Source organism: Achromobacter dolens (assembly GCF_902859745.1).
Lineage (GTDB): Bacteria > Pseudomonadota > Gammaproteobacteria > Burkholderiales > Burkholderiaceae_B > Achromobacter > Achromobacter dolens.
This window is the reverse complement of record NZ_CADIJW010000022.1, coordinates 42,791-68,339: the sequence shown is the minus strand read 5'-3', so window position 1 is coordinate 68,339 and position 25,549 is coordinate 42,791. Positions and strand designations below refer to the sequence as shown.

The following is a 25,549-nucleotide window of genomic DNA, read 5'->3' as shown; positions in this document are numbered from 1 at the left end:
TCGTTCAGCCGGCGTTGCCGGGCGTGGCGGTCGCGCCGGCTTCGGCGCGGCTCGCGGACGGCGCGGCCTGGCCGCGCGCCTTGACCGCGGCGTCCAGGAACTTCAGCACGCCTTCCCACGATTGCTCGTCGGCGCGCGCGTTGTCCTTGGGGTTGCCGCCGCTGGTGCTGATCTTGCCGGACACGGGGTGGGCGTAGACCAGTTGCGTGGTGGGCACGTAGGGGAACAGGATCGAGTGGCCGCCGTTCTCGTAGTCCAGCCATTGGACCGGATACGGATGCTGTACCTCGGCCAGCTTGTCGCGCACCATCTTCGAGTACAGGCTGGACGGCCACGAGCCGTCGTCGGTGGCCGACAGCAGCATCACCGGGCCCTGGATGTCCTCGACCCTGATGCGGGCGCGGGCCACGGCGTCGGGGTCCTGCAACGCGGTGAGGATGGCCTTTTCGTGACGATGCGGCGCGGGGCCTTCGTCGAACGGCGCCCAGGTGGCGGTGCGGTTGTTTTCCCAGACGTGCGGCAGGGGCTTGCCGCCCAGCAGCCAGGTCGGGCCTTCGCGGCCGATCTTGGGGTCGCAGGCGTTCTGGCCGCTGTGGACCACGGCGCCGGGCACGTAGGCCACGACCGCCGACACTTCCGTGGGGAAGGTGGCGCCCAGCAGCAGCACCAGTTCGCCGCCGCGCGACTGGCCGCTGATGGCGACGAAGTCGTGCCTGGGCTGGACCTTCTTGCGCAGCCAGCGCAGGCCGGTCTGGAAGTACTCCAGCGGCGTGTTGGAGATGTAGTCCGACAGGCCCGGCGCCTTGAAGTAGGCCAGGGCGAAGGCGGCGTAGCCGCGCGACGCATACAGCGCGGCGCGCGGTTCGTTGATGCCGCCGCCCGAGCCGTTCAGGATCAGGACGGCGGGATGCGAGCCGGGCGTGGCGCCGGGCGGCAGGTAGAGCGTGCCGACCAGTCCTTCCTCGCGCACGTCCTGGCGGGTGACGCCGTCGGCCGCCAGGCGCTGGGTGAAGCGCGCCACGCTCTGGGCGCCGGCCACGCGCGCCACCACTTCGGTGACCAGCGGCTCGCTGACCGGGTGGTTGAAGTGCTCGCGGCTGGGCGAGTCCACGGGCGACTGCGACCACACCAGGCCCATGGGCGAGAGGCCGCTGTAGTCGCCCGAGACGGGCGCGTCGCGCGTCAGGTCGACCGCGCCGTCCTCGCCCGCGACAAAGGCGGCGTGGCTTTGCCACAGCACGCCGTTGCGGCGGGTGAGGGCGGTGATCTCCACCGTCTGGCCGGGCGCGACGTGCTCCACCCGGATCTGGCGGGGCACGTCGATGAGCGCGTCGGCGGGTTGGATGCTCAGGGTAGGAACCATGATGCGCGCCTTACTTGGCCGAGTCCTTGGTGACCATCATGGCGGCGGTGCGGTCGCTGGTCATGGGGGTGACCTTCAGGCCCTTCTTGGCGGCCCAGATGTTCTTGTAGTGGTACAGCGGGATGATGCCGACGTCATCGGACACGATCTTGACCGAGTCGCGCAGGATGGCTTCACGCTTGGCCACGTCGAATTCCGAGGTGGACTGGTCCAGCGCGGCGTCGACCTTGGGGTTGCTGTAGTGGCCCCAGTTGGAGGCGCCCAGGCCCTTCTTGGCGTCGACGGTGGCCAGGATGTTGACCAGCGCGTAGCTGGCTTCGCCCGTGCCGTTGCCCCAGGCCAGCATGCTGACCGCGAATTCGTTCTTGTTGGCGCGGCCCGAGTACACGGCCCATGGCACCACTTCCACTTGCGTCTTGACGCCGATGCGGGTCCAGAACTGCGCCACCGCCTGGGCCGTTTCCGGGCCTTGCGGGTAGCGGTCGTTGGGCACGTGCATGGTTAGCTTGAAGCCGTCGGGGAAACCGGCTTCGGCCAGCAGCTTCTTGGCCTTCTCGACGTCGTTGGGGATGTCCTTGACGTCGGGGTTGTAGCCGAAGGTGCCCTTGGGCATCCACTGGTTGGCTTCGGTGGCGGCGCCCTGCAGGATGCGGTCGGTGATGGCCTTGCGGTTGATCGCCAGGTTCAGCGCCTGGCGCACGCGCACGTCCAGCAGCGGGTTCTTGTCCAGCGGCTTGCCGTTGTTGTCGGTGATGTACTGGTTGGGCGCGGGGTTGAAGCTGGGTTGCAGGATCATGACGCGCAGGCCGTCGTACGGGTAGACCGAGATGTTGGCGGCCTTCTGCAGCTTGGCCAGGTCGGACACCGACACCTTGTCGATCACGTCGACGTCGCCGGCCAGCAGCGCGGCGGTGCGGGCGGCAGCGTTGTTGATGTAGCGATAGTTGACCTTGTCCCAGGTGGCCTTCTCGCCCCAGTAGCCGTCGTTGCGTTCCATGATGACGCGGTCGCCGGGGGTGTAGGACACGAACTTGTAGGGGCCGGTGCCGATCATGGCCTTGCCCGAGTTGTAGTCTTCGGTGGTGGACTTCTCGCCGACGTGCTTGCTGACCACGTGCACCGACGCCAGGTTCAGCGGCAGGTCGGGGTTGGGGGCCTTGGTCTTGACGATCAGGGTCAGCGGGTCCTTGGCGGTCATCGTGTCGATGGTGCGCAGGTAGCCGGCGTAGGTGGCCACGCTGCCGGGAACGGCGCGAGCGCGGGTGTACGAGTAGATCAGGTCGTCGGCGGTGAACGGCGTGCCGTCCTGCCACTTGACGCCTTCGCGCAGCTTGAATTCCCAGGTGGTGCTGTCCAGCGGCTTCCAGCTCACGGCCAGGCCGGGCTGCAGCTTGTTCCACTTGTTCTCGATCAGCAGATCCCAGAAGTGCAGGGCCACCGAGCGGTCGCCGGCGTGGTTGTTCAGTTGCGGGTCGAGCGAGGACAGCGGATCGGCAAAGCCGATCGACAGGTTGTCGGCCGAGGCCGCGGCGGACGCGCCCAGGATGGCGGCGGTCAGGGTCGAGAGAATCAGGCGTTTCATGTTCGGGGTCCTTGGTGAGGGGGAACTTCTTTCAGGCCATGTCGTTCAGGTGACAGGCGCTCAGGTGGTTGATGGCGATTCCCTTCAGGGTGGGAACCTCGGTTTTGCAGCGCGCCATCGCATGCGGACAGCGCGGGTGGAAGTGGCAGCCGCCGGGCGGGTTGAGCGGGCTGGGAATCTCTCCCTTGATGGCGGTGAAGGTCTTGTGGCGCGATTTCAGGTTGGGGATCTCGGCCAGCAGCGCCTGGGTGTACGGATGGTTGGGGCGGCGGAAGACTTCGTCCACCGGCGCCGTCTCGACCACGCGACCCAGGTACATGATGACCACGCGGTCCGACAGGTGCTCGACCACGCCCAGGTCATGGCTGATGAACAGGTACGTCAGGTTGAGCTGTTCGCGCAGGTCCATGAACAGATTCAGGATCTGCGCCTGGATCGACACGTCCAGCGCGGCCACGGCCTCGTCGCACACCAGCATCGACGGCTGCACCGCCAGGGCGCGGGCGATGCCGATGCGTTGGCGCTGGCCGCCGCTGAACTGGTGCGGATAGCGCTGGCGCAGGGCCGGGTCGAGGCCGGCGCGTTGCAGTTGCGCGCTGACGTAGTCGTCGAAGTCGCCGTTGCCGACCAGGCCGTGGATGCGCGCGGCCTCGCCGACGATCTCGTCCACGCGCAGGCGCGGGTTCAGGCTGGCATACGGGTCCTGGAAGATCATCTGCACCTTCAGGCGCGCAGCGTGGGCCTGGGCCGGCGTCATGTCGGCCGGGCGCTGGCCGTTGATCAGCACCTCGCCGCCGGACGGCGTCAGCAGGCCGGCCGCGATGCGGCCCAGCGTGGACTTGCCGCAGCCGGACTCGCCGACCAGGCCGACCACTTCGCCGGGGCGCACCAGCAGGTCCACATGATCGACGGCGCGGGTGATGGCGGGCGGCTTGGACAGGCCCAGGCGCTGCAAGGCGCGGCCGGCGGCGCCGACGGGGCGTTCGCCAAAGCGCTTGCTGACCTGGCGCAGGTCGATGAGCGGGGTGGCGTTGGCGCCGTCGCGGGTATCCGGAATCGTCGTCGAGCTCATGCCGTCACCTCGCCCGGTTGGCGCGACGGATGAAAGCAGCGCACCTGGTGGCCGGGCAGCACGTCGGTGATGGCGGGCTGCTGGCCGCATTGCGCCGTGGCGCGCGCGCAGCGCGCCGCGAAGGCACAGCCGGCGGGCAGGGTGAGCAGGTTGGGTGTCATGCCGGGAATCTGGCGCAGGCGTTGGCCGCGCTGGTTGTTGCTGGGCAGGCTGTCGATCAGGCCCACCGTGTAGGGATGCTGCGGACGGTCGAGCACGTCGTCGACCTTGCCGTGTTCGACGATGCGGCCGGCGTACATCACCGCCACGTCGTCGGCCAGGCCCGCCACCACCGACAGGTCGTGGGTGATCCAGATGAGGCTGGTGCCGTGTTGCTGCGCCAGCTTCTGCACTTCGGACAGGATCTGCGCCTGGATGGTGACATCCAGCGCCGTGGTCGGCTCGTCGGCGATGATGAGGTCGGGCCGATGCAGCATGGCGATGGCGATCGCCACGCGCTGGCGCATGCCGCCGGACAACTGGTGCGGATACGCCAGCAGCCGTTCTTCCGGGCTGGGAATGCCCATCATGCCGAGCGTGTCGCGGGCCAGCTCGCGCGCCTGCGCCTTGCTCATGCTGTTGTGCGCGCGCACCGTTTCGATCATCTGCACGTCGACCCGCAGCACCGGGTTCAACGTCATCATCGGATCCTGGAAGATCATGGCGATGCGGTTGCCCTGCAGCTTGCGCAGCTCGCGCGGCGCCAGCTTGGTCAGGTCGCGGCCCTGGAACAGCACCTGGCCGCCGACCACGCGGCCGGGGGCGTCCACCAGGCCCATGATCGAAAAGCCGGTGACGGATTTGCCCGAGCCGGACTCGCCGACCAGGCCCAGGATCTTGCCGCGCTCCAGCGTGAACGACACGTCGTCCACGGCGGGCAGGGTGCCGGCGCGGGTGAAGAAGTGGGTGCGCAGGTTGCGCACTTCCAGGGTCGGCACGTTGGCGGCGGCCGGCGCCGCGACGGAACGGGCGGCGCTCATTTGTGGGTCCTCGGGTTCAGCACGTCGCGCAGGCGGTCGCCCACCAGGTTGATGGCGACGATGGTGACCAGCAGCGCGATGCCGGGGTAGAAACTGATCCAGTATTCGCCGGACAGCATGTATTGGAAGCCGTTGGAGATCAGCAGCCCCAGCGACGGTTCGGTCACGGGCACGCCCAGGCCCAGGAAGCTCAGGGTGGCTTCGAGCGTGATGGCGCGCGCGATCTGCAGGGTGCCGATGACGATCAGCGGCGGCAGGCAGTTGGGCAGGATGTGCTTGAGCATGATCCGCCAGTTGGGGATGTCCAGGCAGCGCGCCGCCTCGACGTACTCGCGGCGGCGTTCGACCAGGGCCTGGCCGCGCGCGGTGCGGGCGTAGTAGGCCCATTCCAGAATCACCAGCGTCAGCACCACGTTGCCCACGCCCTTGCCCAGGTAGGCCAGGATCATCATGGCCACCAGGATCGACGGGAACGACAGGATCAGGTCGACCAGCCGCATGATCAGCGCGTCGACCTTGCCGCCGGCATACGCCGCCAACAGGCCCAGCAGCGTGCCGATAATGCCGGCGATCAGCGCCGAGCCCACGCCCACCATCAGGCTGATGCGCAGGCCGTACAGGATGCCCGACAGCAGGTCGCGGCCCTGGCCGTCGGTGCCGAGCCAGTAGTGGAAGGTGTTCAGGCCGTTCATCGTGCCCGGCGCCAGGCGCGCGTCCAGCACGTCGATCTGCAGCAGGTCGTAGGGGTTCTGCGGCGAGATCCACGGCGCCAGGATGGCGGCCAGGATCAGCAGGGTGGCGATCACCAGCCCGAACACCGCCGTCTTGGACGACAGGAATTCCAGCAGGTTGCGGCGCCAGGGCGATTCACGCTTCAGCGCAGGGGCGGCGGTTTGCATGGCATTTGCCTGGGGAGTGTTCGGAGCGCTCATGCCGAGGCCTCCAGCCGCACCCGCGGGTCCAGCACTTTGTACAGGATGTCGACGATCAGGTTGAGCGTCACGAACAGGCACACCACCACGATCAGGTAGGCCACGATCACCGGGCGGTCCAGCGCGTTCAGGCTGTCCAGGATCAGCTTGCCGGCGCCGGGCCAGGCGAAGATGCTTTCGGTGATGACGGCGAAGGCGATGGTCGAGCCCAGCTCCAGGCCCAGCACCGTCACCAGCGGGATCATGGTGTTGCGCAGCACGTGCACACAGACCACCCGGAACGGCGACAGGCCCTTGGCGCGGGCGAACTTGACGAAGTCCAGCGGCATCACGTCGCGCACGCCGGCGCGGGTCAGGCGGATCACCAGCGAGATCTTGAACAGCGACAGGTTCAGCGCCGGCAGGATCAGGTGGCGCCAGCCGTCGGCCGTCAGCCACGACCACTGGAAGCCCAGGAATTCCACCGTCTGGCCGCGGCCGCTGGCCGGCAGCCAGCCCAGCGACACGCTGAAGGTCATGATCAGCATCAGCGCGACCCAGAAGGTCGGCAGCGAGAAGCCGACGATGCTGCCCGCCATCACCAGCTTGGAGAAACGGCTGTCGGGGTACAGCCCGGCCAACAGGCCCAGCGGCAGCCCGATGATCACCGCCAGCAGCAGCGCGGCGATGGCCAGTTCGAGGGTCGCCGGCAGGCGCTGGATCACCAGTTCCACGGCGGGAATGTTGTAGACGAAGCTGTTGCCCAGGTTGCCGTGCAGCGCCCCGTTCAGAAAGCCCAGGTACTGTTGCCACAGGGGCTTGTCCAGCCCCAGTTCGGCGATGATGCGGGCGCGGTCGACCTGGTCGACGTCCTGGCCGATCAGGATGTCGACGGGGTTGCCGATGGCGTGCAGCCCGACGAAGACGATCAGCGTCATCAGGAACACGACCACCGCGGCTTGCGCCACGCGGCGGAGCAGCCAAGCGGTCATTGCGCGGTCTCCGCCTGCCGGGCCGCGCCGGGCGCCGGGGCCGGCGTCCATTCGTCGCCGAACACCTCGGGTTCCGCGAACGCTTCCATGTTGGCGTAGTGCGTGGCCACGTCCTCGCGGTAGAACAGGCCCGCGATACCCTGCGCCAGGCGCTTGGCGCCTTCGCTGATCGCGGGGATGTCGCCCGACACGGTGCCGTGCGTCAGCGCGGCCGGGTACGAGAAGCAGTGCACCCGGTCCAGGCCCGGACAGGCGCCCGGGGTCTTCTCCTGCAATTCGAAGGCCGCGCCCAGGTCGGGCGAGTCATGCAGCTCCTGGTCTTCCTCGCCGGCGGGCGGGGTGTAGCGGTCGCCCCAGGCGCGCACGTGCGGCGCCAGCGCGGCGAATTCCGGACGCACGGTCCAGTCGATGCGGAAACCCGTGGAGAACACCAGGAAGTCGAGCGTGAAGACGCCCTTGGGCGTGGTGACGCGGATTTCGTCATTGACCAGCGCGAGATCCTGCACGCCGCAGCCCAGGTTGAAGCGGGCGTTCGGGTGGCGCGACACGCGCAGCGTGCTGCCGCGCGGCGGCGGCACCTGGGCGGCGTTGATGTAGTGGCGGATCTTCCACTTCCAGTCATCGGGCAGGTTCAGGTGGCCGTGGGTCAGGCCGGGGTTGCCGGCGCCCTTGCCCTTGTTGATGCGCGGAATGTCGTCGCGGCGGATCAGCAGGTCGACGCTGGCCGCGCCCGCTTCCAGCGCGGTGGCGGCGCTGTCCATGGCCGACGCGCCCGCGCCCACCACGCCGACGCGCTTGCCGGCCAGGGTGGCGTAGTCCAGCACGTCCGACGAATGCGCCCAGCGGTCGCGCGGCAGCTTGCGCGCGAAGTCCGGCACGTAGGCGCCGCCCAGCCCGTCGCGGCCGGTGGCCAGCACCACGCGGCGCGCCAGCACGGTCTGGCGGCCGGCGGGCGCTTCGATGTCCAGTTGCACCAGCCGGTCGGCGCGCGGCAGCACGGCCAGCACGCGGTGCTGGTTGCGCACGTCCAGGTTCAGCACGCGGCGGTACCAGCGCAGGTAGTCCATCCATTGCAGGCGCGGAATCTTGTCCAGCGCGTCCCAGGCTTCGGCGCCGAACTGCGCCTCGAACCAGGCGCGGAAGGTCAGCGCGGGCAGGCCCAGCGCCGGGCCCGTCAACTGCTTGGGCGAGCGCAGGGTTTCCATGCGCGCGGTGGTGGCCCACGGCCCTTCATAGCCTTCGGGCGACTGGTCGAAGATCGGCGCGACGATGCCCAGGTGGGTCAGCGACGCGGCCGCGGCCAGGCCGGCCATGCCGCCGCCGATGATGGCCACGTCCAGCACCGGCTGGCCGTCGACCAGGCGCGGCGTGACCCAGGGCTTGGCGGGGATTTCCAGCCAGGACAGGTCCTGGCGCAGGCGCGCTTCCAGCGCGGCCAGGCCTTGCGGGGCGGGAGCGAGGGGTTGGTTCATGCGGGGGTATCCGTAAGAGGGGTGTCATCGCCGTAGATCGACTGCAGCAGCGCGCCGTGCTGGCAGGCGTCGTGCAGCACGAAGCCGGGCAGCAGTTGCGCGGCGGCCTGCGCCAGGGCATCGGCCATGGCCTGGCAGGCCGGCGTCAGGGGCTGCGACTGCGAGGTGATGACCCCGAAGAAAAAGGGGATGTCCAGGTCGATCGGGCGGATCGCCACGCCCGCCATCGGCGCGCCGTAGGCGGTAATGGGTTCCAGCACCGACACGCCCAGGCCTGCGCGCACGGCGGCCAGGGCGTTGACGGACGAATTGGTTTCGATGGCGCCGGCGGCATGGCCCAGCGCCGCATCCAGCCGACGGCGCAGACGGTAGGGATTGGCCATGGTGATGACGCGGCGCCCGGCCAGCTCGGCCACCGGCACCACGTCATGGCGCGCGGCGGGATCGTTTTCGGGCAGCGCCACCACACAGGGCGCCTGGCCGATCCAGTGCACGGTCAGGCCGCGATGCTCCAGCGGCAGGCTGGTCGCGCCCAGTTGCGCCGTACCGCTCAGGACGGCGTGCACCACGCGCTCGGGCGAGGCGCTGCGCAGTTCGATGCGGGGGGCGAGGTTGGCGTGCGGCTCGATGCGCTTGAGCGCGTCCGGCACCAGCCCGGCAGCCAGCGCCGAGGTGGCCGCCAGCAGCAGCGGCTGCGCCTGGCCGCGGGCGATTTCCTCGGCCCGGTCGCGGATCTGGCGCAGGCTGGACAGGGCGCGTTCCACGTCGTCATAGAGCAGGAAGCCCTGCTCGGTCGGCGTCACGCGCGGCCCGCTGCGGGCGAACAGGGCATAGCCGATCTCGGCCTCCAGTTCCTGCAGCAGGCGGCTGATCGCGGGTTGCGAGCGGCCAAGCAGACGCCCGGCAGCGGTGACGCTGCCCGTGGACATGACGGCCGCGAAGGCCTCGAGTTGACGAAGTTCCATCTGTCTTGCTTTATGCCAAGGACGAATTCTTGCGTATCGAGTATGCGCCCGGCAAATAATTAAAGGGCATAAGCAAATTCCCTAATCGGGATTTCCTTATGCCTTTTCATTACTTCGCGTTATTTCAACGACTTAGGCGTTCATGGCGAGGCTCGCGGCGGTCGCCCTGGCGGAGCGGCGCCCGCTACAGGCGATAACAAAGCCAGGGATAGGCTCGGAAAGGCTCAACCCGTCCCGGTCTGAAGTACACCGTGTAACGCCTGCTTCGCCCTGGTTGCAGGGAGCCGAAATACACTGCCGCATCCTCAACTCGCTGTTACTGACATGAAAATTCTCTGTAGCCTGACCGTCATGGTTGCCCTTCTCGCCGGCTGTGCGGTCTACACGCCCGATGGGGCAGTGGTGGTGGACCCCCACCGCGGCGGCGGCGGCGGTTTCTGTCCGCCGGGCCAGGCAAAGAAAGGGAACTGCTGACCAGGCGCCGCGGGCCCGCCGCGCATTGCGGGCCTGCCTGCATCGCTCCCCCGGGACTGTCCCGCAAGATCGGGCGTGTCACGCCGCGCGCGGCCTCGCCGGCGACTTCCTCGGCATGGAAGTTGCTGAAAGCATGAGATCTCGACTACCGGGAGGCGTGAGATGAATGCAATCGAGCGGGTGGCGGCTTTCATGCATAGGGAAGGGCTGACATTGGTCACTGCCGAGTCCTGCACGGCCGGACTCATCGCCGCCACCTTGGCGGACGTGCCCGGCGCCGGGGCACTGTTGGATTGCGCATTCGTCGTCTATTCGCCCCAGGCCAAAATGCGATGCCTGGGCGTTTCGGCCCGCACGCTCAGAACCCACAACCTGACGAGCGAAGCCGTCGCGGGCGAAATGGCTCTGGGCGCGGCCCGGCGCAGCCGAGCGAACGTGGCGATATCGAACACCGGCGTGACCGACGACACCGATGCGGCAATCCCCGCGGGCACGCAGTGTTTTGCCTGGGTGTTCAAAGAAGGGGCGGCGGATTCCGCGCCCGCGGTTTACGCGGAGACCCTGCGCTTCACCGGAGGCCGCAATGCCATCCGAGCGGCGAGCGCGCGGCATGCCTTGGAAAGGATGGTCACCTATTACACCGAGTGGCGCGCGGTGCAACGCTGACAAGGGGCCTGGATATGAGCGAGCTTTCGGAGATCTTCGCGCTGCAGGCCGGCTTTGCCGAGATGTTCATTCGCGGAACCACCATGTACTGGGTCCTGTATGCCTTGCTCCGGGCGTCGGGCCGGCGCGATCTGGGGTCGCTCGGCGTGGCCGACATGCTCGTCCTGGTGTTGGTCGCGGACGCGGCGGGCAATGCGATGTCCGGCGATTCGTATTCGCTCGGCGACGGGATCATCGTCGTGGCGACCATTGTCGGTTGGAGCTATTTTCTGGATCGCGTCAGCTATTACGTCCCGCCGCTGCGTCGGGTGCTGGAGCCGAAGCGGGTATGCCTGGTTCGAGACGGGCAGTTGATTGTGTCCGGCCTGCGGCGCGAACACATCACCCGGGGTGAATTGATGGAGCAATTGCGGCTGAAAGGGGTGGACCGCCTCTCGCGCGTCAAGCGGGCGTATCTCGAGTCGACGGGCGAGTTCAGCGTGATCGAGTTCGAGGACGGGCGGCGGGAGAGTCCGAAGGCATGAGACGGCCCTTCGGCATGGCAATTGCTGGCCCGTCCCGCACCGGCGCAGCGCGGCCGGTGAAATCGGAGAACACCATGTCGAAGCCAATATTTCATGCAGCGTCGAACAGCGAGCGGCATAACGGCCAGCCCGAGGCGGACAAGCCGGGACGCGACGTTCCCAATCCCGACCCGGATACGGGGTCGGGCTACCCCGCCGGCGGGCATCGGCGCGAACAGGGCAAGGACGCATACGGCCGCGGCCCGCTGCAACGTCGTCAGGCTGGCTTGCCGCCCGATCCCGCCACCGACGAGCCGTCGTGAGCGCGGCGGGCAATGCCGATCCGGGTGCGGGACAGATGATGAATGCCCGCACAGGTCAAGGCCGCGGTCCGGGATACTCCAACTGCAGCGCGACGAATTCCGCGGTGTCCTGCCCATAACGCGTCCGCAGCAGTTCGAGGATGTCCGCCAACACGGTTCGGGCAGCCGTGCGGTCTGCGCCTGGTTCCCGCGCCTGCAGTGGCAGGGGATCGCCCGCGCCCCAACCTCCGCCGTCGGAGAGGTAGATCAAGCCGCTTGCCAGCGCGACGGGCGCCGCGTCGATCGTGGCGCCGACCACCGCGGTGCGATAGGTGCGCGCAAATGCGTCGGCGGCGAGCGCCAGGCGCAGGTCATCGGCGCCCGGCGATAGCCGCGCCACCAACGTCTCATGGTTCCAGAGGGCGACGGCGTTCTTCGCCGCTGTGGCGACATGCCCGGGCCGTAAGCGAAAGGCCGATCCGTCATGCGTATCTTCCCAACCTTGCTCGCCCAGGTCCCGCGCCAATTCACGGGCTTTCGATTGGCCCGCGATGACTTCCACCAATGCCAGCGACAAGGGGATCGAGGCGCTGACACCCGTGGTGGTCACCACGTTTCGATCCGCCACGTAGCGCCGGTCCTGCCGCCATTGAACCGAGGGGAAGCCGCGCGCCAGGGCGCCTCGGGAATACCAGTGCGAAACCGCCTGGCGCCCGTCCAGCAGACCTGCCCGCGCCAGCACCCACACGCCGTCGCAAATGCCGATGACCACCGCGCCTTTTTGGGACTGGGAACGTACCCAGGACACCAGGCGCGGGTCCGCGTCGTCATGCACGGCGGGAACAATGACATAGTCGGCGCCCTGGGGATGGCGTTGATCGAAAGCGGCGACATCGGCATCGGGCCGCGCGCTCAACGCCGGAAAGAAGCGTATTGGTCCCGACTCGATCCCCAGGGCCCACACCTCGGCGGCCCCCGATCGCTTCAGCACCGCGTACGGCACCACGAAATCGACCAGCTCGGTATTGGCGTTGTGCGCGATGACGGCAATCACAGGCTTGCGCTGCGCCACCGGCAGGCGTGGATCGGGTAGCGGGGGTGAGCTTTCGCCGCTCAGGATCGGCGCGGATATGTCGGCGCGATCCCACCCCATCCAAAGCGCGGCGGCAGCCGACGCAACAGCCAACGCACAATAAAAAAAGGCCACGCGATACCGCTTACCGAACATTGACACACCGCTTCCAGACGACGAGGGCTACCTCAATCCCGTTAGCCTACGTGCCGGGCGCAGTTGGCAGCAATGACAAAATCCGGCTGTTTTCTGCCAACCCCGCGTTAAGATCGCCGGTTCCGCATTCACCGCTTCGAACGCCATGCCGTCTGCCGCTGCCTCGCCACGCCTTGTCGCCATTGTGGCGTTTCCGAAAGCACAACATCTGGATATCGCGGGTCCGGCGGACGTCTTTGCGATGGCCTGCGCGTTGGGCGTTGACTCGCCCTACCGTGTTGTCGTGCTGTCCGGCGGCGGCGGCCCCGTCACGCTATCGAACGGGCTGACTTTGCATACCGCAGCCGCGGCGGACATCGATCCGCTCGGCATCGACACGTTGATCATTGCCGGCGGCGAACGCGAAGGGTTGGAGCATGCCGCGGCCGACGCCTCGTTGGCGGCCTGGGTAGGGCACGCCCGCGGGCCAGTGCGTCGCCTGGCTTCGGTATGCACGGGCGCGTTTCTGTTGGCGCATTGGGGCCTGCTCGGCGGCCGGCGCGTGACGACTCACTGGGAGTCGGCGCGAGTGCTGGGGCAGTACTTCACGGACATGGACGTGGATGCCGATGCCCTGTACCTCCAGGATGGCAAGCTCTGGACTTCGGGCGGCGTGACCGCGGGCATCGACATGTGCCTGGCCATGGTCGAACAGGATGCCGGGCGCTGGCTCGCCGCGCGCGTTGCCCGGCAACTGAATCTGGCACTGAGGCGCCCAGGCAACCAGGCGCAGTACTCGCTGATACTGGAGGGGCAGGCCGGCGCCTATGGCGAGTTGGTCGATTGGCTACGACAACACCTGGCCGAAGCGATCAGCGTCGAGCGCATGGCTCAAGTCGCGGGGCAGGCGCCGCGCACCTTCCACCGCGGATTCACGCGCGCCACCGGATTCACGCCACGCGACTTCCTGGAAGCGCTGCGCCTGGAGGCGGTGCGAACCGGGCTGGAGGCGGATCAATCGCTCAAGATGTTGGCCAGGGCCACGGGGTTCCGTTCGGAGGCGCAGCTTTCCAAGGCATTTCAAAGACGCTTCGGACTCGCGCCTTCGCAGTATCTCGGCCGCGGCGCAAGCGGCGGCAGCCGCCACGGATCCCCTGCGCTTGACAATCCTTGACTGTTGAGTCCTGGCGATACATTACGACACACTGTAATCTTTTCGGCACACATTGTGTCAGTCGGGCAAAGGCCGGACTGGGTGTCATTCCAAGCGTCCCCTGACTATGCCCGTCACCCTCCTTGAGTGGTCCGTGCCGGCGGCGATCCTGATTTGCGCCGCAGGCCTCTGCGCCGCGCGCTTTGCCGGCTTCCACACGCTACGGTGGGGCGGCGCCCTGGGCTGCCTGGGCGCGGGCTACGCCGTCATGCTCGTACAGGCGAGCAACCTTGCCCCGTACAAGCAGGTCGTCGAGGATGCTTTCATCCTGGGCGGCGTCATCCTCGCCTGTCGCGCATTGCTGAGCCGGCGCGGCCGCCAGATTCCGCTCCACTTCGATGTTGCGGTCCTGCTTGCCTCGACGGCGATGGTGGTTGTCTCGGTGGCGCTGTTCGCGAGCGCGAAGCTGGAGACCTTCTTCGTCCTGGCCTGTTGCGCGCTGGTCACCTGGCGGACCACGCTGTCCTTCGCCAAACAGGCCGCGACCACGTCGGACAGGGTGCTTGCCGCCACCTTTCTCTTCATCGCGCTGGTATTGACGGGGCAATGCGTCCTGTACATCGCTGCTCCTGCGCCCATGCTCGCAACGGGAGAATGGCGAGCGTCCGTGTGGGGGATCCTGATCCAGTACACCGGCCTGCTTGGCAGCATTGTGCTGACGCTGGCGGTCTTCATCGCGACGAGCTACGACGCGATAGAGAAATACCGGCGTCACGCTCATACCGACGCCCTCACGGGCCTGTTGAACCGGCAAGGACTCGACAGCCTGCTCGCCACCGTTTCGGGACGCCCTTTTACCGAAGGCGAGACGCCGACGGCCCTGATCATGGCCGACATCGACAACTTCAAGCGCATCAACGATCGGTACGGCCACCCGTTTGGCGATATGGTGCTGGCGCGATTTGGCGCCTTGCTCCGGCCGCATGCGCAGGCGCGCGCCCATGCCGCGCGCCTGGGAGGAGAAGAGTTCCTGCTGTTGCTGCCCGCTGCGGATCTGGAGAGCGCCGCCGCGATCGCCGAGGAGATCCGTGCGGATTTCGCGGCGCAGCGCTGGGCGCAGCATGCGCCCGATTCACGCTTCACGGCCAGCATGGGCGTGACGCTGATGCAGGCGGGAGAGCCCTTCGCCAGCGCGCTCAAGCGCGTGGATGACCTGCTCTACACGGCCAAGCGGCGAGGACGGAACTGCACGGTCGCGGGTCCGGCGCCAGCCGACACGGGACCTGGCCGGCGCGCCTTTGGCGCCTCGGGAACAGGTCCGGCGCGGCGACATGGCGTCGAAGGCGCCGTCCAGCATGGGTAAACACCTATAAAAACACGGCGCCGCGTGCCGTAGTGCTCGCGTGTGGCTCGCATCTACTTGGGAGGAATATCGTGGTCGACGAAAAGCGTAATCGTGCCGGGTGGTCAAGTTGGATAATCCTGGCCGCTTCCGCCGCCAGCCTCTCGAATCCCGCTGGCGGGCAAACGGTCTCCAGTACCGGCGACGTGCAGCCCGGGCCGGTGGTATCGCCGGACTGGGACGTCGGCGGCGACCTCATCGTCGGCGATTCCGCCACCGGCACGCTGACCATCAGCAATGGCGGGTCGGTGCGCAACGATTGGGCCTTCATCGGCAATCTCAACGGCGGCGTGGGCACCCTGACCGTGACGGGTATCGACGGCAGCGGCAAGGCGTCCAGTTGGACCAGCCTCGGCGCCGTGTATATCGGCACCGACCCGGGCAGTACCGGCACGCTGCGCATCCTGGACGGCGGCGTGGCGCAAAGCCAGTCGGGCACCCTTGGCGGCAGTGCCGGCAGCGTCGGCACGGTTGTCGTATCCGGTGCGCGATCCACCTGGAATCTCAACACGGTCAGCGCCTTCCTGATCGGTTCGGACGGCAAGGGCACGCTGCAAATCGACAATGGCGGCGCCGTGCATAGCGGCCAGGGGATGATCGGCTGGAACGCCGGCAGCGAAGGGCACGTTACGGTATCGGGGCGCGCATCGGTCTGGGACCCGCTGAACAACATCTACGTCGGTTTCGACGGCACCGGGGAGCTGCTGGTGCAGGATGGCGCCACCGTGCACACCGAGGCGTCGACCCGCCCCGGGGGCGCGGCATCGATCTACATCGGCAGGGGCGTGGGCGGCATCGGCACGGTGACCGTCTCGAGCACGACGGGCGACATCTCGACCCTCTCGTCCACGGACCGCATCGAAGTCGGCTCGGCGGGCACGGGAACGTTCACGGTCGCGAAGGGCGGCCTGGCCATCGCGGCCGTTGATACATGGGTTGCCACCGACGGCACGGCCACCGGCACGCTGAACCTGACCGGCGACGCCAGCGGTCGTGGCGTGCTGGAGACGGGTTCGGTCATCAAGGGCGCGGGCAATGTCACCGTCAACCTGAATGGCGGCGTCCTGCGCGCCAACCGGGACGAGGCCAATTTCCTGAGGGGCTTTGCGACGCAGGCGGTGGGCGCCGGCGGCGCCTGGTTCGACACAAACGGCCATGATGTCGGCGTGCGCACCGCTTTCTCCGGCACATCCAGCCTCAACAAGCTGGGCGCTGGAACGCTGACGTTGTCGGGCAACAGCGCGGCCTTCACCGGCAACACCGAGGTGCAGGCCGGTACGCTGCAGGTCGACGGCGTCCTGGGCGGCCCGGTGGATGTGCTGACCGGCGCGCGGCTGACCGGGACCGGACGCGTCGGCGCGACGAGCAACAAAGGCACCATCGCGCCGGGCCCGCGCACGGGCTTCGGCACCTTGACGATCGCCGGCGACTACGCCGCGCAGGGCGGCAACCTGGAAGTCCGCACCCGACTGGGCGGCGATGACTCGCCGACCGACAAGCTGGTGATCACCGGCGCCACCGCGGGCGCCACGCCGGTCACCGTGAAGAACATCGGCGGCGCCGGCGCGCAGACACAACGCGGCATCCAGGTCGTGCAGGTCAACGGCGTCTCCGCGGGCCAATTCAACCTTGCCAACGGCGACTACGTCATCGGCGGGCGCCCGGCCCTCGTGGCGGGCGCCTATGGCTATGTGCTGCAGCAGGATCCGGCCGACGGCGGTTGGTATCTGCGCTCGTCCCTGGCCGACCTCGGCGCGCCCCAGGTCGGCAGCGGTTCGCCGGCCGCACAACGCCCGTTGTACCAGCCCGGCGCGCCCGTCTATGAAGCCTACGCCAACACGCTGCTTCAATTGAGCCGTCTGCCGACGCTGCGTCAGCGCGTGGGCAATCGCCTTTATGATCCTGCGGACAGCGGCCGCAACGGCGTATGGAGCCGGGTCGAGGGATCCACGGCCAGGCTTGAGCCCTCGGTGTCCACCACGGGCCAGCACCAGAATATCGACAGTTGGAAAGCGCAATTCGGCGTGGATCGCATCCTGTCGGGCGAGCCGGGCGGCTCGCGCCTCGTGGGCGGTCTGGCCTTGCACTATGGCAAGGCCGACACCCGAGTGTCGTCAGTGTATGGCAATGGCACGATCGACACGGCGGCCTACGGCCTGATGCCGACGCTGACCTGGTACGGCAAGGACGGCCTCTATGTTGATACGCAGGCGCAGGCAACCTGGTTCGACAGCGACCTGAAGTCCCGGCTCGCGGGCAAGCTCAAGGATGGCCAGCACGCGCGCAGTCTTGGCCTCGGTATCGAAGCGGGCAAGGCCTTCTCCTTGAACGATCGCCTGGCCCTGATCCCGCAGGCCCAGCTTGCGTACGCATCGACGCACTGGGGCAGTTTCAATGACAGGTTTGGCGCTCGCGTCGACGGCGACAAGGGCAACAGCCTTATGGGTCGCTTCGGTGTGGCGCTGGACTACAAGCGCGATTCTCAGGCCGGCGGGCGCAACGGTGAAGCGAGCATCTACGGTGTCGTCAACCTCAAGCACGAGTTCCTGGACGGGACCCGCCTGCGGGTTGCCGATGTGCCGTTCAGCAGCCGAATGGCGCGCACCTGGGGCAACCTGGGCGTCGGCGCCAATTACGGTTGGGGCGGGCGCTATGCCATCTACGGTCAGGTCGACGCCGATGCGGATTTCTCCGGCAGCTATGTCGTCACTGCCACCGCAGGGTTCAGGATGTCGTTTTAGCGGCAGGGCCGACTTTGAACGCCAGCCAGTGGCAATTCTTCTCCTGGCGCTTGCCATTGATGGCCTGGTTTCGCATTGCCTGGCGACGCTATATAGAATGGGGTCCGAAATCCGGTCGGGCGGCAGATGCGCGTCCCGATTCGTCAACCCTGGGGAGAACCGATGCAAAGACGGATGTGGGGAGCGGCGCGCGCCACGCCGTTGGCCGCCGGCCGGCGCCGCGTCGCGAGTGACCGCGCGCGCCTGTTGCGTCCGCTTGCGGCATTGCTGTGCCTGGGCTTGAGCGCCTGCATCAATGTCCGGCCGATGCAGCCGCCGCCACCGCTGTACCCCCTGTGGGCCAAGCCCGGGGTGGACCGGCAAGGCGTGCGTGACGCGCTGCTCGACTGCGGCTATCCCAGCGCCAGCCATGTCGACGGCACGACCATCACCAACAACGACTATGCACGGGGTGAGCAGTGCATGCTCGGCAAGGGCTTCGCCTACCAGGAGCGCCACACCTACTGCGACACCCATCCCCATCTGGCGGCCTGTCCGGCAACCGACGGCGTCGCGGCGGCGGGGGCACGGCAACGTCCGCCCGCCTATGAACAATGGACCCGGCCGGAGGCCGACGCCCAGCGCGTGCAGCAAGCCATGCGGGCGTGCGGCTACGCCTCGGTCATCGAGCCGGGCGACGACATGCTGCTCAACGATATCGCCGCCGCGCAGTTGTGCATGCTCGACGGGGGCTTCCAGTTCACGTTGCCGGCCAGCGCGCTGTTGTGCAGGAATCCCCCCCTGCTGGCGGCCTGCCGCGGCCGCGTGATCGACACCGCCCATTGCTGCGCGCCGCCCCGGGCTGCCGGCCAGCGCTGACGCCGCGGCCCTGCGTCAGTGGGTGCCCGGAAACGCATCCACCCACTTGACCGTCACGTCGGGGAACGCGTCCACGAACTGGATCTTGAAGTCCGGGAAGGCATCGACGATCTTCCATTCGCCGCAGCGGTCGGCGAAGGCGCTGACTTTCTTCACCCGGATATCGGCGAAGGCGTCCACCACCTCGACGCGGATGTCGGGAAACGCGCTGACGATCTTGACCTTGCCGCGCAGCGGAATGCCTTTGTAGGTGCAGCTACTTTTGTCGACATCACCGGCCTGGGCGGTGAAAGCGGCGCCCAGCAGGGCGCAGGCGAGAAGGGCGTGGGGCAGAGCGCGCATGAGCGGTGTCTTTTCAAAGCCGGGCCAGGCCGGCGGGCGGGGGGATTATGCCCGAGTCCGCCGCCGTGCCATGCGCGTCTGCAGGGGTACGGTCTTGCTATACCGCCGAAACTTCCGCCGCCGACGGTCCCCGTGCCACCCCCGGCGGCGCCGTCACGATCGACGTCAATGCCGGCTCCGCCGCCTTCAACCCCGCCAGATCCGGCCGCGGCCGCCGCAGTTCCTCATTGCCCGCGAACGCGGACTCCATCCCCTGCGCCGCCGCCAGCACCTCGCGATCCCCGCGGAACCTGCCCACGATCTGCAAGCCGAACGGCATCCCCTTGTGATCCCGCCCGCAAGGCAGCGTCAGCGCCGGATGCGTGGTCAGCGTGATCACGTACGTCAGCGCCAGCCAGCGGTAATAGTTCTCCTGCCGCTTGCCGTTGATGGCCTCGGCATACAGCCGCGTCCACGGAAACGGCGACACCGGCGTGGTGGGCGACAGGATCAGGTCGTAGTCGTCGAAGGCGCGCTGGAAGCGCTTGATCAGGCGGGTCTGCTCGGCCTGCGCCCACGCGCAGTCCTTCAGGCTCATGGCCGCGCCCATCTCGAAATTGGCGCGGGGGTTGGGGCCGAGGCTGGCAGGGTCTTTCTCGTAGGCCTCGCGCATGCCGGCCACGAAGGCTTCGGCGCGCAGCACGTCGAAGCAGCGGTGGGCCTCGCCGAAGTCGATCTCGATGGGATCGCAGGCCGCGAACAGGTGGCGCATGGCGGCGATCTTGGCGCGGAAGGTGGCGCGGATGCCGTCGTCCACGTCGCACAGCCCGAAGTCTTCGCTGTAGGCGACGCGCAGGCGGCCCAGGTCGGCGTTGCCTGGCGCCAGGAACTGCAGCGGATCGAGCGGATAGCTGAGCGGGTCGCCGGCGTCCGGGCCGGCGCTGGCGGCCATCTGCAGGCAGGCGTCGGCCACGGTGCGGCCCATTGGGCCGACCACCGAGATCGGCGTCCAGCCCAGCGGCTTGCGCACGCTCGGCACCACCCCCGGCGACGGCCGGAAGCCGACCACGCCGCACTTGGCGGCGGGGATGCGCAGCGAGCCGCCAGTGTCCGACCCGGTGCACAGCGGGAACAGGTCGCTGGCCAGCGCCGCGGCCGAGCCGCCCGAGGAGCCGCCGGCATTCAGGTTCGGGTTGAAGGGATTGCCCGTCGCGCCCCACACGGTGTTGCGCGAATTGGCGCCCGCGCCCATCTCGGGCACGTTGGTCTTGGCGGCCACGATGGCGCCGGCGTGGCGCAGGCGCGCCACCAGCGTGACGTCCTCGGTCGGCACGTGGTCGCGGTAGATCGGCGAACCGAAGGTGGTGAGCAGGCCGGCGGTGGGCTCCAGGTCCTTCACGCCCAGCGGCAGGCCGTGCAGCAGGCCCAGCGTGTCGCCGGCCATCACCGCCTGCTCGGCCGCGCGCGCCTCGATGCGGGCGCGCTCGAAGGCCGTGGCGGTGACGGCGTTGATGTACGGGTTGACCGCCTCGATGCGTGCAATGCACGCCTCCAGCAGTTCCACCGGCGACAACTGGCGCGCGCCGATCAGGCGCCGCAGTTCCACCGCGGATAACGAGACGAGCGAATCGTCCAGGGTCATGAGTGCTTCCTTCAATCGATCTTGATGTTGGCGCGCTGCGCGACGTCGCGCATCTGCGGCAGTTCCTTCTGGATCAGCGCTTCGCCCTCGGCGGCGCTGGAGAAGGCCGCCTCGAAGCCTTGGGCTTCCAGGCTCTTGCGCACGTCGGGCGATTCGACCGTGGCGCGCAGCGCGGTTTCCAGTTTGGCCTTGACGTCCGCCGGCAGGCCGCGCGGCGCGGTGAACATCAGCCAGGTGTCCATGGCCACCGACGGATAGCCCTGTTCGGCGAAGGTCGGCACGTCGGGCAGGAAGGCCGAGCGGGTCGGGGCCGACACCGCCAGCACGCGCACCTTGCCCAGCTTGCTCTGCGGCAGCGCGGCCGCCACGGTGTCGACCGAGAACGGAATCTGGCCGCCGATCAGGTCAGTCATGGCCGGCGCGCTGCCCTTGTAGGGGACGTGGATCATCTTGATGCCGGCCGCGGCCAGGAACGCCTCGCCGACGAAATGCGCGGTGGTGCCGGCGCCGAACGAGCCGTAGGCCGGCGGCTCTTTCTCGCGCGCCTTGGCGTAGGCGACCAGTTCCTTCAAGTCCTTGACCGGCACCTGCGGATTGGCCAGCAGCGCCAGCCCGGTGCGGCCCACGATGCCGAGCGGCTCGAAGCTCTTGACCGGGTCATACGGCAGCTTGGCCTGGATCGCGGGGTTGACCGTGAAGGTGGTGCCCGAGCTGACCAGCAGCGTGTAGCCATCGGGCGCGGCCTTGGCGACGTAGCCGGCGCCGATCGCGGTGCCGGCGCCCGCGCGGTTCTCCACCACTACGGTCTGGCCCAGTTCCTGGCCGAGCTTCTGCGCGATGACGCGGCCGAGCACGTCGGTCGCGCCGCCGGGCGGAAATGGCACCACCAGCGTGATGGGGCGGGTCGGATAGCCGGTCTGGGCGCTGGCTGGGGCGGGGGCGGCAAGGGCGCCAGCCAGGGTGACACCAAGGGCAATCAAGGCAGTCTTCATGGTCATGCTCGACGAGAGAGGTGGAAGGACGGCGCGTCGGTCGGCGCCTGGGGGGCGGCCGCGAGTCGTTGCCCGCGGCTCAGGAATCGGTCGTACTCTTCGGCCGGCACATACAGCCCGCCGGTGGTCCAGGCCAGATGCGTGGCGCGCGTCAGATGCGGCAGCAGGCCGCGCTGGCGCAGCCACTGCTGCCCGGCCGGGCTGTGCAGCAAGTGGCGCGGCCCGGAAAACCCGGCCGCCGCCGACGGCTCGATGCGCAGGCCTTCGCTGTCGTGCAGCCGCGCCAGATCGCCGTACAGGGTGTCGTCGGCGACGGTGTAGACGCCGGCCAGCGACCGGCCGACGGCGGCATACGCCAGGTCGGAGGCGCGCGGCACCGCCAGGCCGTCGGCCTCGGTCTGGTTGGTCAGGCCGATGTCGTAGACCGACGGCGGCACCGGCACGCCGGGCAACTGGCCATGGCCGGCCATCATGCGCAGCAGAAAGCAGGGCGACTGCACCGGTTCGGCAAAGAAGCAGTGCGCGTGCGCGCCGTACAGCAGCGACAGGCCGAAGGCGATGCCGCCGGGCGCGCCCCCCACGCCGCAGGGCAGGTAGACGAACAGCGGATGCTCGGCATCGACCACGATGCCGGCCTGCGCGATCTGGTCGCGCAGCCGCAGCGCCGCCGCCGCGTAGCCCAGGAACAGCGAGGGCGAGCGCTCGTCGTCGACGAAGTAGCCGCGCGCATCGGCCTGGACCTGGCGGCGGCCGGCGGCCACGGCCTTTTCGTAATCGCCGGGGTGTTCCACCACCTCGACGCCCCGGGCGCGCAGGCGCGCCTTCTTCCATTCCTTGGCGTCGGCCGACATGTGCACGGCGGCGCGAAAGCCCAGCGCCGAAGCGATCACGCCGATGGACAGGCCCAGGTTGCCGGTCGATCCGACGGCCACCTGGTATTGCGCGAAACACGCGCGGGCGGTGGGCGCGGCGAGCTTGCGGTAATCATCGCCGGGCGCGATCAGGCCTTGCGCCCACGCCAGCTTCTCGGCGAACTCCAGCACCTCATGAATGCCGCCACGCGCCTTGATCGAACCGGCCACCGGCAAAGCGTGGTCGGCCTTGATCCACAGGCGTCCGCCATCCGGCGCCAGGCCCAGCGCCTGCTGCATGGCGGCGGCCTGGCGCAGCGGCGACTCGATCACGCCGGCCGAGGCTTCCAGTTCGGGGAACAACTGCGCCAGCAACGGCGCGAAGCGCGTGAAGCGGTCGTGGGCCGCCTGCACGTCGGCCAGGCCGAAGGGGACGCCGGTGTCGGCCGCGCCGCCATCGGGGCGGGTCCACAGCAGCGGTTGCGCCGCGCGCAACGCCTGCAATGAAAAAGCGGGAACGGAAGCCTGGGACGGGGTCATGCCTGCGTGTTCCATAGAGGGAGCGTCATGCAACGGTCACATCCTAGGCGCGGGCTCCGTATTGCGGCAATATGAATTGCTAGAATCATTCATTGCGTTTTACGCAAACCAAGGGCAAACCCGATGAACCCGCAAATCCTGCAGGAAATGGCCGTGCGCTACTTCCTGGAAGTGGCGCGCTGCGGCTCCGTCAGCGTCGCGGCGGAGCGGCTGGACGTGGCGCCGTCGGCGGTCAGCCGCCAGATCGCCCGGCTCGAACGCGAATTGGGCACCCTGCTGTTCGAGCGCCGCTCGCGCGGCATGGCGCTCAACGCCGCCGGCGAACTGCTGGCCGCCCACGCCAAGCGCGCGCACCAGGACGTGGAGCGCGTTGCCGGCGAGATCATGGGCCTGCGTGGCTTGCGTCAGGGGCTGGTGCGGGTGGTCTGCACCGAAGGCTTCGCGCATGACTTCCTGCCGGCCGCCATCGCCGTTTTCCGCCGGCAATACGCCGGCATCCGTTTTTCGCTGGACGTGTGCTCGCAGCGCGAGGTGCCCGTCCGGGTGCGGGACGGCACGGCCGATATCGGCGTCACGCTCAGCCTGACCTCGCACCATGACGTACGGGTCGAGCTGCGCATGCCGGCGCCGGTGCGCGCGGTGGTGGCGCCCGACCATCCGCTGGCGGGCCGGTCCGAGGTATCGCTGGCCCAGTTGATGGCCTATCCGCTGGCCTTGCCCGATGCCGATTCGACGCTGCGGCAACTGATCGACATCAGTTGCAGCCGCCAGCAGTTGTCATGCGAACCGATGTTCTCCAGCCGCAGCGTCGACGCGCTGGTGGCGTTCGCGGGCGCGGGCGGCGGCGTGGCGTTCTGCGGCGAACTGGCGATCCGTTATCGCCTGCGCGCCGGGCAGGTGGTGGCCCTGCCGCTGCGCGACCGCGAAATGAACGAACGCCACTTCGAGGTGCAGACGCTGGCTGGACGCGTGCTGCCCGAGGCGGCCAAGGCCTTCATCGCCAGCCTGCGCGCGCAACTGCAAGCGGACGGCGGCGCGGTGCTGGCGCGTTGGCGGGAGAGCGGCGCGGCGCCCGCGCCTTAGCGGGAGCGGGGCGCGGCGTCCGCGCCTTTATTGGGAGAGCGTTGCGACGCCCGCGCATTTAGTGCGAAAGCGGCGCGACGCCAGCGCCTTGTCGCGGCATCGCGATCATGGCGGCCTGGCGCGCGGCCAGCCAGGCGCGGCCCTTGGGCGTCAGCGTGGCCACGGCGGTCCCGGCGTCGCCGGCAGATCGGCGCGCCAGATCCACCAGGCCGTTGCTGGTGGCGTCTTCCCAGGCCGACAGGCGCGGACACGAAGTGCGCCACGCCTCCATGATGTCGGCATAGGTGCGGGGGCGCTCGGCAACCCAGATCAGGAACTGCGTCAGGTTGCCCAATTGCGAGGCGCTGGCCTCGATGGCGGGGGTGTCGTCGGACATGGCGTGCTCCAGGCGCGAAGTACCGGTTTTCACGATACTCCTGCGCCGGCGCCGTGTCCCGGCCCTCTACTGGCTGATGACTTTTTTCATCGACGGCGCCGCATGCAGCGTGTATTGCTCGCGTTCATAGAATGGAATCGCGTCGGGCCGGGCATCCAGGAACACCGCCCCCATGCCGCGAGCGCGGGCGTCCGCCTCGGCGTAGGCCATCAGCGCGCGGCCGGCGCCGCTGCCACGCACGGCCTCGTCGACCACCAGATCGTCCACATGCAGATGCGGACCGCGCGCCAGCGTGTGCACGGGCCGCATGCCCATCACGCCGATCAGCCTGCCGTCGCGGTAGGCGCCGACCAGTTCGTAGCCGCCATGCGATTGCCGCCGCACGCGCTGCAGGAATTCGGCTTCATCGAGGGCGGCGCGCAATTGGCTGATCAGGGGAAAGGCCTGGGCCCAGGCGGACGGCTCGATTCTGCTGCAGATCACCATGATGTCTCCGGATCGTTTGGCGGCAGGCTACCATGGTCCGGCCCCAAAAAGAGGAGCGGCCATGGAAGAAGCATTGAACGGATTTCAGATCACGCGTGGCGCGTTGCAGGTCCAGGACGGCTACGTGCCGGTCATCGAGGCGCGGGGGCCGGCGCCCGACGGCCGCATCCTGCATGGCGCGGTGGCGGTGACCGAATATGGCGTGTTCGACGATCAGGAAGAGGCCATCAACGCCGGCTGGACGATCCGGGTGCGGTCGATCGCGGCGCGCGCCGATGGGCTATCCATCACGATCGATGCGTGACGCGGGCAATCGCGTCGAATGTGGGGCGATGGCGGGCGATGGCGGGCGATGGCGCCGCAATCGCGGAAAAATGCCAATACGCCTGGGCGGAGATTGCTGGCGTCCCGACTCGCCGCCAGGCGCCAATGCAAAAAAATCCGGCCCGAAGGCCGGAAAAAACTTACAACAACAAGCACAACGGCTCGCCGGCACGAGCCAGTGCGGTGAGAAATTTATCATGTATGAGATAAATTACAAGATGTAGTGTCCATTAAATGGACGCTTGCTGCGGC

At 68.3% G+C, this 25,549-nt stretch carries 24 protein-coding genes; 9 read left to right on the top strand and 15 right to left on the bottom strand.

Going from position 1 to position 25,549, the window contains the following annotated elements; translation table 11 throughout:
- Positions 1 to 4: 4 nt before the first annotated feature.
- The 8 genes from HV783_RS16685 to HV783_RS16650 are packed head-to-tail and all read right to left on the bottom strand — an operon-like array spanning position 5 to position 9,376.
- Positions 5 to 1,363: an acyl-CoA thioester hydrolase/BAAT C-terminal domain-containing protein gene (locus tag HV783_RS16685; RefSeq protein ID WP_175189513.1), complete on the bottom strand. Its 1,359-nt coding sequence runs from the start codon at positions 1,361 to 1,363 to the stop codon at positions 5 to 7.
- Between the two features lie 10 nt (positions 1,364 to 1,373).
- On the bottom strand, positions 1,374 to 2,945 hold the full coding sequence (locus tag HV783_RS16680) for an ABC transporter substrate-binding protein (protein WP_175189512.1): 1,572 nt from the start codon (positions 2,943 to 2,945) through the stop codon (positions 1,374 to 1,376).
- Between the two features lie 31 nt (positions 2,946 to 2,976).
- Entirely contained in the window at positions 2,977 to 4,017 is a 1,041-nt protein-coding gene (locus tag HV783_RS16675; RefSeq protein ID WP_051429064.1) for an ABC transporter ATP-binding protein, read from the bottom strand.
- Entirely contained in the window at positions 4,014 to 5,036 is a 1,023-nt protein-coding gene (locus HV783_RS16670; protein ID WP_116792473.1) for an ABC transporter ATP-binding protein, read from the bottom strand. Before HV783_RS16670 ends, HV783_RS16675 begins: the two co-directional genes overlap by 4 nt.
- Positions 5,033 to 5,935: an ABC transporter permease gene (locus HV783_RS16665; RefSeq protein ID WP_054429737.1), complete on the bottom strand. Its 903-nt coding sequence runs from the start codon at positions 5,933 to 5,935 to the stop codon at positions 5,033 to 5,035. The genes HV783_RS16670 and HV783_RS16665 overlap by 4 nt, the downstream gene beginning before the upstream one ends.
- A gap of 29 nt (positions 5,936 to 5,964) precedes the next feature.
- Positions 5,965 to 6,939, bottom strand: a complete 975-nt coding sequence (locus tag HV783_RS16660; protein ID WP_006387061.1) for an ABC transporter permease — start codon at positions 6,937 to 6,939, stop codon at positions 5,965 to 5,967.
- Positions 6,936 to 8,411 carry a flavin-containing monooxygenase gene (locus HV783_RS16655; protein ID WP_175189511.1) on the bottom strand — a complete coding sequence of 492 codons (1,476 nt, stop codon included), beginning with the start codon at positions 8,409 to 8,411 and terminating at the stop codon, positions 6,936 to 6,938. Before HV783_RS16655 ends, HV783_RS16660 begins: the two co-directional genes overlap by 4 nt.
- The gene (locus HV783_RS16650) at positions 8,408 to 9,376 is read right to left on the bottom strand and encodes a LysR family transcriptional regulator (RefSeq protein WP_054502285.1); all 969 of its coding nucleotides are present in this window, start codon (positions 9,374 to 9,376) and stop codon (positions 8,408 to 8,410) included. The genes HV783_RS16655 and HV783_RS16650 overlap by 4 nt, the downstream gene beginning before the upstream one ends.
- A gap of 636 nt (positions 9,377 to 10,012) precedes the next feature.
- Here HV783_RS16650 and HV783_RS16645 point away from each other — a divergent pair.
- From HV783_RS16645 to HV783_RS16635, 3 genes are all read left to right on the top strand, one after another.
- Positions 10,013 to 10,516 carry a CinA family protein gene (locus tag HV783_RS16645; protein WP_064525735.1) on the top strand — a complete coding sequence of 168 codons (504 nt, stop codon included), beginning with the start codon at positions 10,013 to 10,015 and terminating at the stop codon, positions 10,514 to 10,516.
- Between the two features lie 14 nt (positions 10,517 to 10,530).
- Positions 10,531 to 11,040, top strand: a complete 510-nt coding sequence (locus tag HV783_RS16640) for a DUF421 domain-containing protein (RefSeq protein ID WP_082401922.1) — start codon at positions 10,531 to 10,533, stop codon at positions 11,038 to 11,040.
- 74 nt (positions 11,041 to 11,114) lie between these two features.
- Complete coding sequence (locus HV783_RS16635) at positions 11,115 to 11,342, top strand: hypothetical protein (RefSeq protein WP_116792470.1); 228 nt, start codon at positions 11,115 to 11,117, stop codon at positions 11,340 to 11,342.
- 55 nt (positions 11,343 to 11,397) lie between these two features.
- Here HV783_RS16635 and HV783_RS16630 read toward each other — a convergent pair whose 3' ends face one another.
- Entirely contained in the window at positions 11,398 to 12,549 is a 1,152-nt protein-coding gene (locus tag HV783_RS16630; RefSeq protein ID WP_254603921.1) for a DJ-1/PfpI family protein, read from the bottom strand.
- A gap of 145 nt (positions 12,550 to 12,694) precedes the next feature.
- On the opposite strand from HV783_RS16630, the gene HV783_RS16625 reads away from it, so the two are divergent.
- The 4 genes from HV783_RS16625 (at position 12,695) to HV783_RS16610 (ending at position 18,682) form a co-directional block, all read left to right on the top strand.
- On the top strand, positions 12,695 to 13,702 hold the full coding sequence (locus HV783_RS16625; protein WP_175189510.1) for a GlxA family transcriptional regulator: 1,008 nt from the start codon (positions 12,695 to 12,697) through the stop codon (positions 13,700 to 13,702).
- 106 nt (positions 13,703 to 13,808) lie between these two features.
- Positions 13,809 to 15,044: a sensor domain-containing diguanylate cyclase gene (locus tag HV783_RS16620; protein ID WP_175189509.1), complete on the top strand. Its 1,236-nt coding sequence runs from the start codon at positions 13,809 to 13,811 to the stop codon at positions 15,042 to 15,044.
- Between the two features lie 71 nt (positions 15,045 to 15,115).
- Positions 15,116 to 17,824 (top strand): autotransporter family protein, encoded by a 2,709-nt coding sequence (locus HV783_RS16615; RefSeq protein ID WP_175189508.1) that lies wholly within the window; start codon positions 15,116 to 15,118, stop codon positions 17,822 to 17,824.
- Positions 17,825 to 17,986: 162 nt separating this feature from the next.
- A complete protein-coding gene (locus HV783_RS16610) occupies positions 17,987 to 18,682 on the top strand; it encodes a hypothetical protein (RefSeq protein WP_175189507.1) in 696 nt (231 codons plus the stop codon).
- 15 nt (positions 18,683 to 18,697) lie between these two features.
- On the opposite strand, the gene HV783_RS16605 is transcribed toward HV783_RS16610, so the two are convergent.
- The 4 genes from HV783_RS16605 to dsdA all read right to left on the bottom strand — a co-directional run bounded on the left by HV783_RS16605 (position 18,698) and on the right by dsdA (position 23,028).
- A complete protein-coding gene (locus tag HV783_RS16605; protein ID WP_175189506.1) occupies positions 18,698 to 19,024 on the bottom strand; it encodes a 7(1) septoil knot domain-containing protein in 327 nt (108 codons plus the stop codon).
- Positions 19,025 to 19,121: 97 nt separating this feature from the next.
- Positions 19,122 to 20,645, bottom strand: coding sequence for an amidase (locus tag HV783_RS16600; RefSeq protein WP_175189505.1), 1,524 nt, complete (start codon positions 20,643 to 20,645; stop codon positions 19,122 to 19,124).
- Between the two features lie 11 nt (positions 20,646 to 20,656).
- Positions 20,657 to 21,643 carry a Bug family tripartite tricarboxylate transporter substrate binding protein gene (locus tag HV783_RS16595; RefSeq protein ID WP_054415700.1) on the bottom strand — a complete coding sequence of 329 codons (987 nt, stop codon included), beginning with the start codon at positions 21,641 to 21,643 and terminating at the stop codon, positions 20,657 to 20,659.
- The gene (gene dsdA, locus HV783_RS16590; RefSeq protein WP_054502291.1) at positions 21,640 to 23,028 is read right to left on the bottom strand and encodes a D-serine ammonia-lyase; all 1,389 of its coding nucleotides are present in this window, start codon (positions 23,026 to 23,028) and stop codon (positions 21,640 to 21,642) included. The genes HV783_RS16595 and dsdA overlap by 4 nt, the downstream gene beginning before the upstream one ends.
- A gap of 123 nt (positions 23,029 to 23,151) precedes the next feature.
- On the opposite strand from dsdA, the gene HV783_RS16585 reads away from it, so the two are divergent.
- Positions 23,152 to 24,111, top strand: coding sequence for a LysR family transcriptional regulator (locus tag HV783_RS16585; RefSeq protein ID WP_116792463.1), 960 nt, complete (start codon positions 23,152 to 23,154; stop codon positions 24,109 to 24,111).
- A 58-nt stretch (positions 24,112 to 24,169) separates the two neighbouring features.
- On the opposite strand, the gene HV783_RS16580 is transcribed toward HV783_RS16585, so the two are convergent.
- Together HV783_RS16580 and HV783_RS16575 are read right to left on the bottom strand one after the other, a co-directional pair.
- The gene (locus tag HV783_RS16580) at positions 24,170 to 24,487 is read right to left on the bottom strand and encodes a hypothetical protein (protein ID WP_240317360.1); all 318 of its coding nucleotides are present in this window, start codon (positions 24,485 to 24,487) and stop codon (positions 24,170 to 24,172) included.
- A 66-nt stretch (positions 24,488 to 24,553) separates the two neighbouring features.
- Complete coding sequence (locus tag HV783_RS16575; RefSeq protein ID WP_175142757.1) at positions 24,554 to 24,973, bottom strand: GNAT family N-acetyltransferase; 420 nt, start codon at positions 24,971 to 24,973, stop codon at positions 24,554 to 24,556.
- A 61-nt stretch (positions 24,974 to 25,034) separates the two neighbouring features.
- Here HV783_RS16575 and HV783_RS16570 point away from each other — a divergent pair, with 61 nt between their 5' ends.
- Complete coding sequence (locus HV783_RS16570) at positions 25,035 to 25,277, top strand: hypothetical protein (protein ID WP_054415695.1); 243 nt, start codon at positions 25,035 to 25,037, stop codon at positions 25,275 to 25,277.
- Positions 25,278 to 25,549: the final 272 nt, after the last annotated feature.

Bases quoted from the DNA above. Each gene is read 5' to 3' on its own strand.
- HV783_RS16640 (WP_082401922.1), top strand. From the start codon at position 10,531: ATGAGCGAGCTTTCGGAGATCTTCGCGCTGCAGGCCGGCTTTGCCGAG.
- HV783_RS16600 (WP_175189505.1), bottom strand. From the start codon at position 20,645: ATGACCCTGGACGATTCGCTCGTCTCGTTATCCGCGGTGGAACTGCGG.
- HV783_RS16605 (WP_175189506.1), bottom strand. From the start codon at position 19,024: ATGCGCGCTCTGCCCCACGCCCTTCTCGCCTGCGCCCTGCTGGGCGCC.
- HV783_RS16610 (WP_175189507.1), top strand. From the start codon at position 17,987: ATGCAAAGACGGATGTGGGGAGCGGCGCGCGCCACGCCGTTGGCCGCC.
- HV783_RS16675 (WP_051429064.1), bottom strand. From the start codon at position 4,017: ATGAGCTCGACGACGATTCCGGATACCCGCGACGGCGCCAACGCCACC.
- dsdA (WP_054502291.1), bottom strand. From the start codon at position 23,028: ATGACCCCGTCCCAGGCTTCCGTTCCCGCTTTTTCATTGCAGGCGTTG.
- HV783_RS16645 (WP_064525735.1), top strand. From the start codon at position 10,013: ATGAATGCAATCGAGCGGGTGGCGGCTTTCATGCATAGGGAAGGGCTG.
- HV783_RS16680 (WP_175189512.1), bottom strand. From the start codon at position 2,945: ATGAAACGCCTGATTCTCTCGACCCTGACCGCCGCCATCCTGGGCGCG.
- HV783_RS16635 (WP_116792470.1), top strand. From the start codon at position 11,115: ATGTCGAAGCCAATATTTCATGCAGCGTCGAACAGCGAGCGGCATAAC.
- HV783_RS16630 (WP_254603921.1), bottom strand. From the start codon at position 12,549: ATGTTCGGTAAGCGGTATCGCGTGGCCTTTTTTTATTGTGCGTTGGCT.
- HV783_RS16595 (WP_054415700.1), bottom strand. From the start codon at position 21,643: ATGACCATGAAGACTGCCTTGATTGCCCTTGGTGTCACCCTGGCTGGC.
- HV783_RS16625 (WP_175189510.1), top strand. From the start codon at position 12,695: ATGCCGTCTGCCGCTGCCTCGCCACGCCTTGTCGCCATTGTGGCGTTT.
- HV783_RS16580 (WP_240317360.1), bottom strand. From the start codon at position 24,487: ATGTCCGACGACACCCCCGCCATCGAGGCCAGCGCCTCGCAATTGGGC.
- HV783_RS16685 (WP_175189513.1), bottom strand. From the start codon at position 1,363: ATGGTTCCTACCCTGAGCATCCAACCCGCCGACGCGCTCATCGACGTG.
- HV783_RS16575 (WP_175142757.1), bottom strand. From the start codon at position 24,973: ATGGTGATCTGCAGCAGAATCGAGCCGTCCGCCTGGGCCCAGGCCTTT.
- HV783_RS16620 (WP_175189509.1), top strand. From the start codon at position 13,809: ATGCCCGTCACCCTCCTTGAGTGGTCCGTGCCGGCGGCGATCCTGATT.
- HV783_RS16655 (WP_175189511.1), bottom strand. From the start codon at position 8,411: ATGAACCAACCCCTCGCTCCCGCCCCGCAAGGCCTGGCCGCGCTGGAA.
- HV783_RS16650 (WP_054502285.1), bottom strand. From the start codon at position 9,376: ATGGAACTTCGTCAACTCGAGGCCTTCGCGGCCGTCATGTCCACGGGC.
- HV783_RS16660 (WP_006387061.1), bottom strand. From the start codon at position 6,939: ATGACCGCTTGGCTGCTCCGCCGCGTGGCGCAAGCCGCGGTGGTCGTG.
- HV783_RS16570 (WP_054415695.1), top strand. From the start codon at position 25,035: ATGGAAGAAGCATTGAACGGATTTCAGATCACGCGTGGCGCGTTGCAG.
- HV783_RS16585 (WP_116792463.1), top strand. From the start codon at position 23,152: ATGAACCCGCAAATCCTGCAGGAAATGGCCGTGCGCTACTTCCTGGAA.
- HV783_RS16670 (WP_116792473.1), bottom strand. From the start codon at position 5,036: ATGAGCGCCGCCCGTTCCGTCGCGGCGCCGGCCGCCGCCAACGTGCCG.
- HV783_RS16665 (WP_054429737.1), bottom strand. From the start codon at position 5,935: ATGCAAACCGCCGCCCCTGCGCTGAAGCGTGAATCGCCCTGGCGCCGC.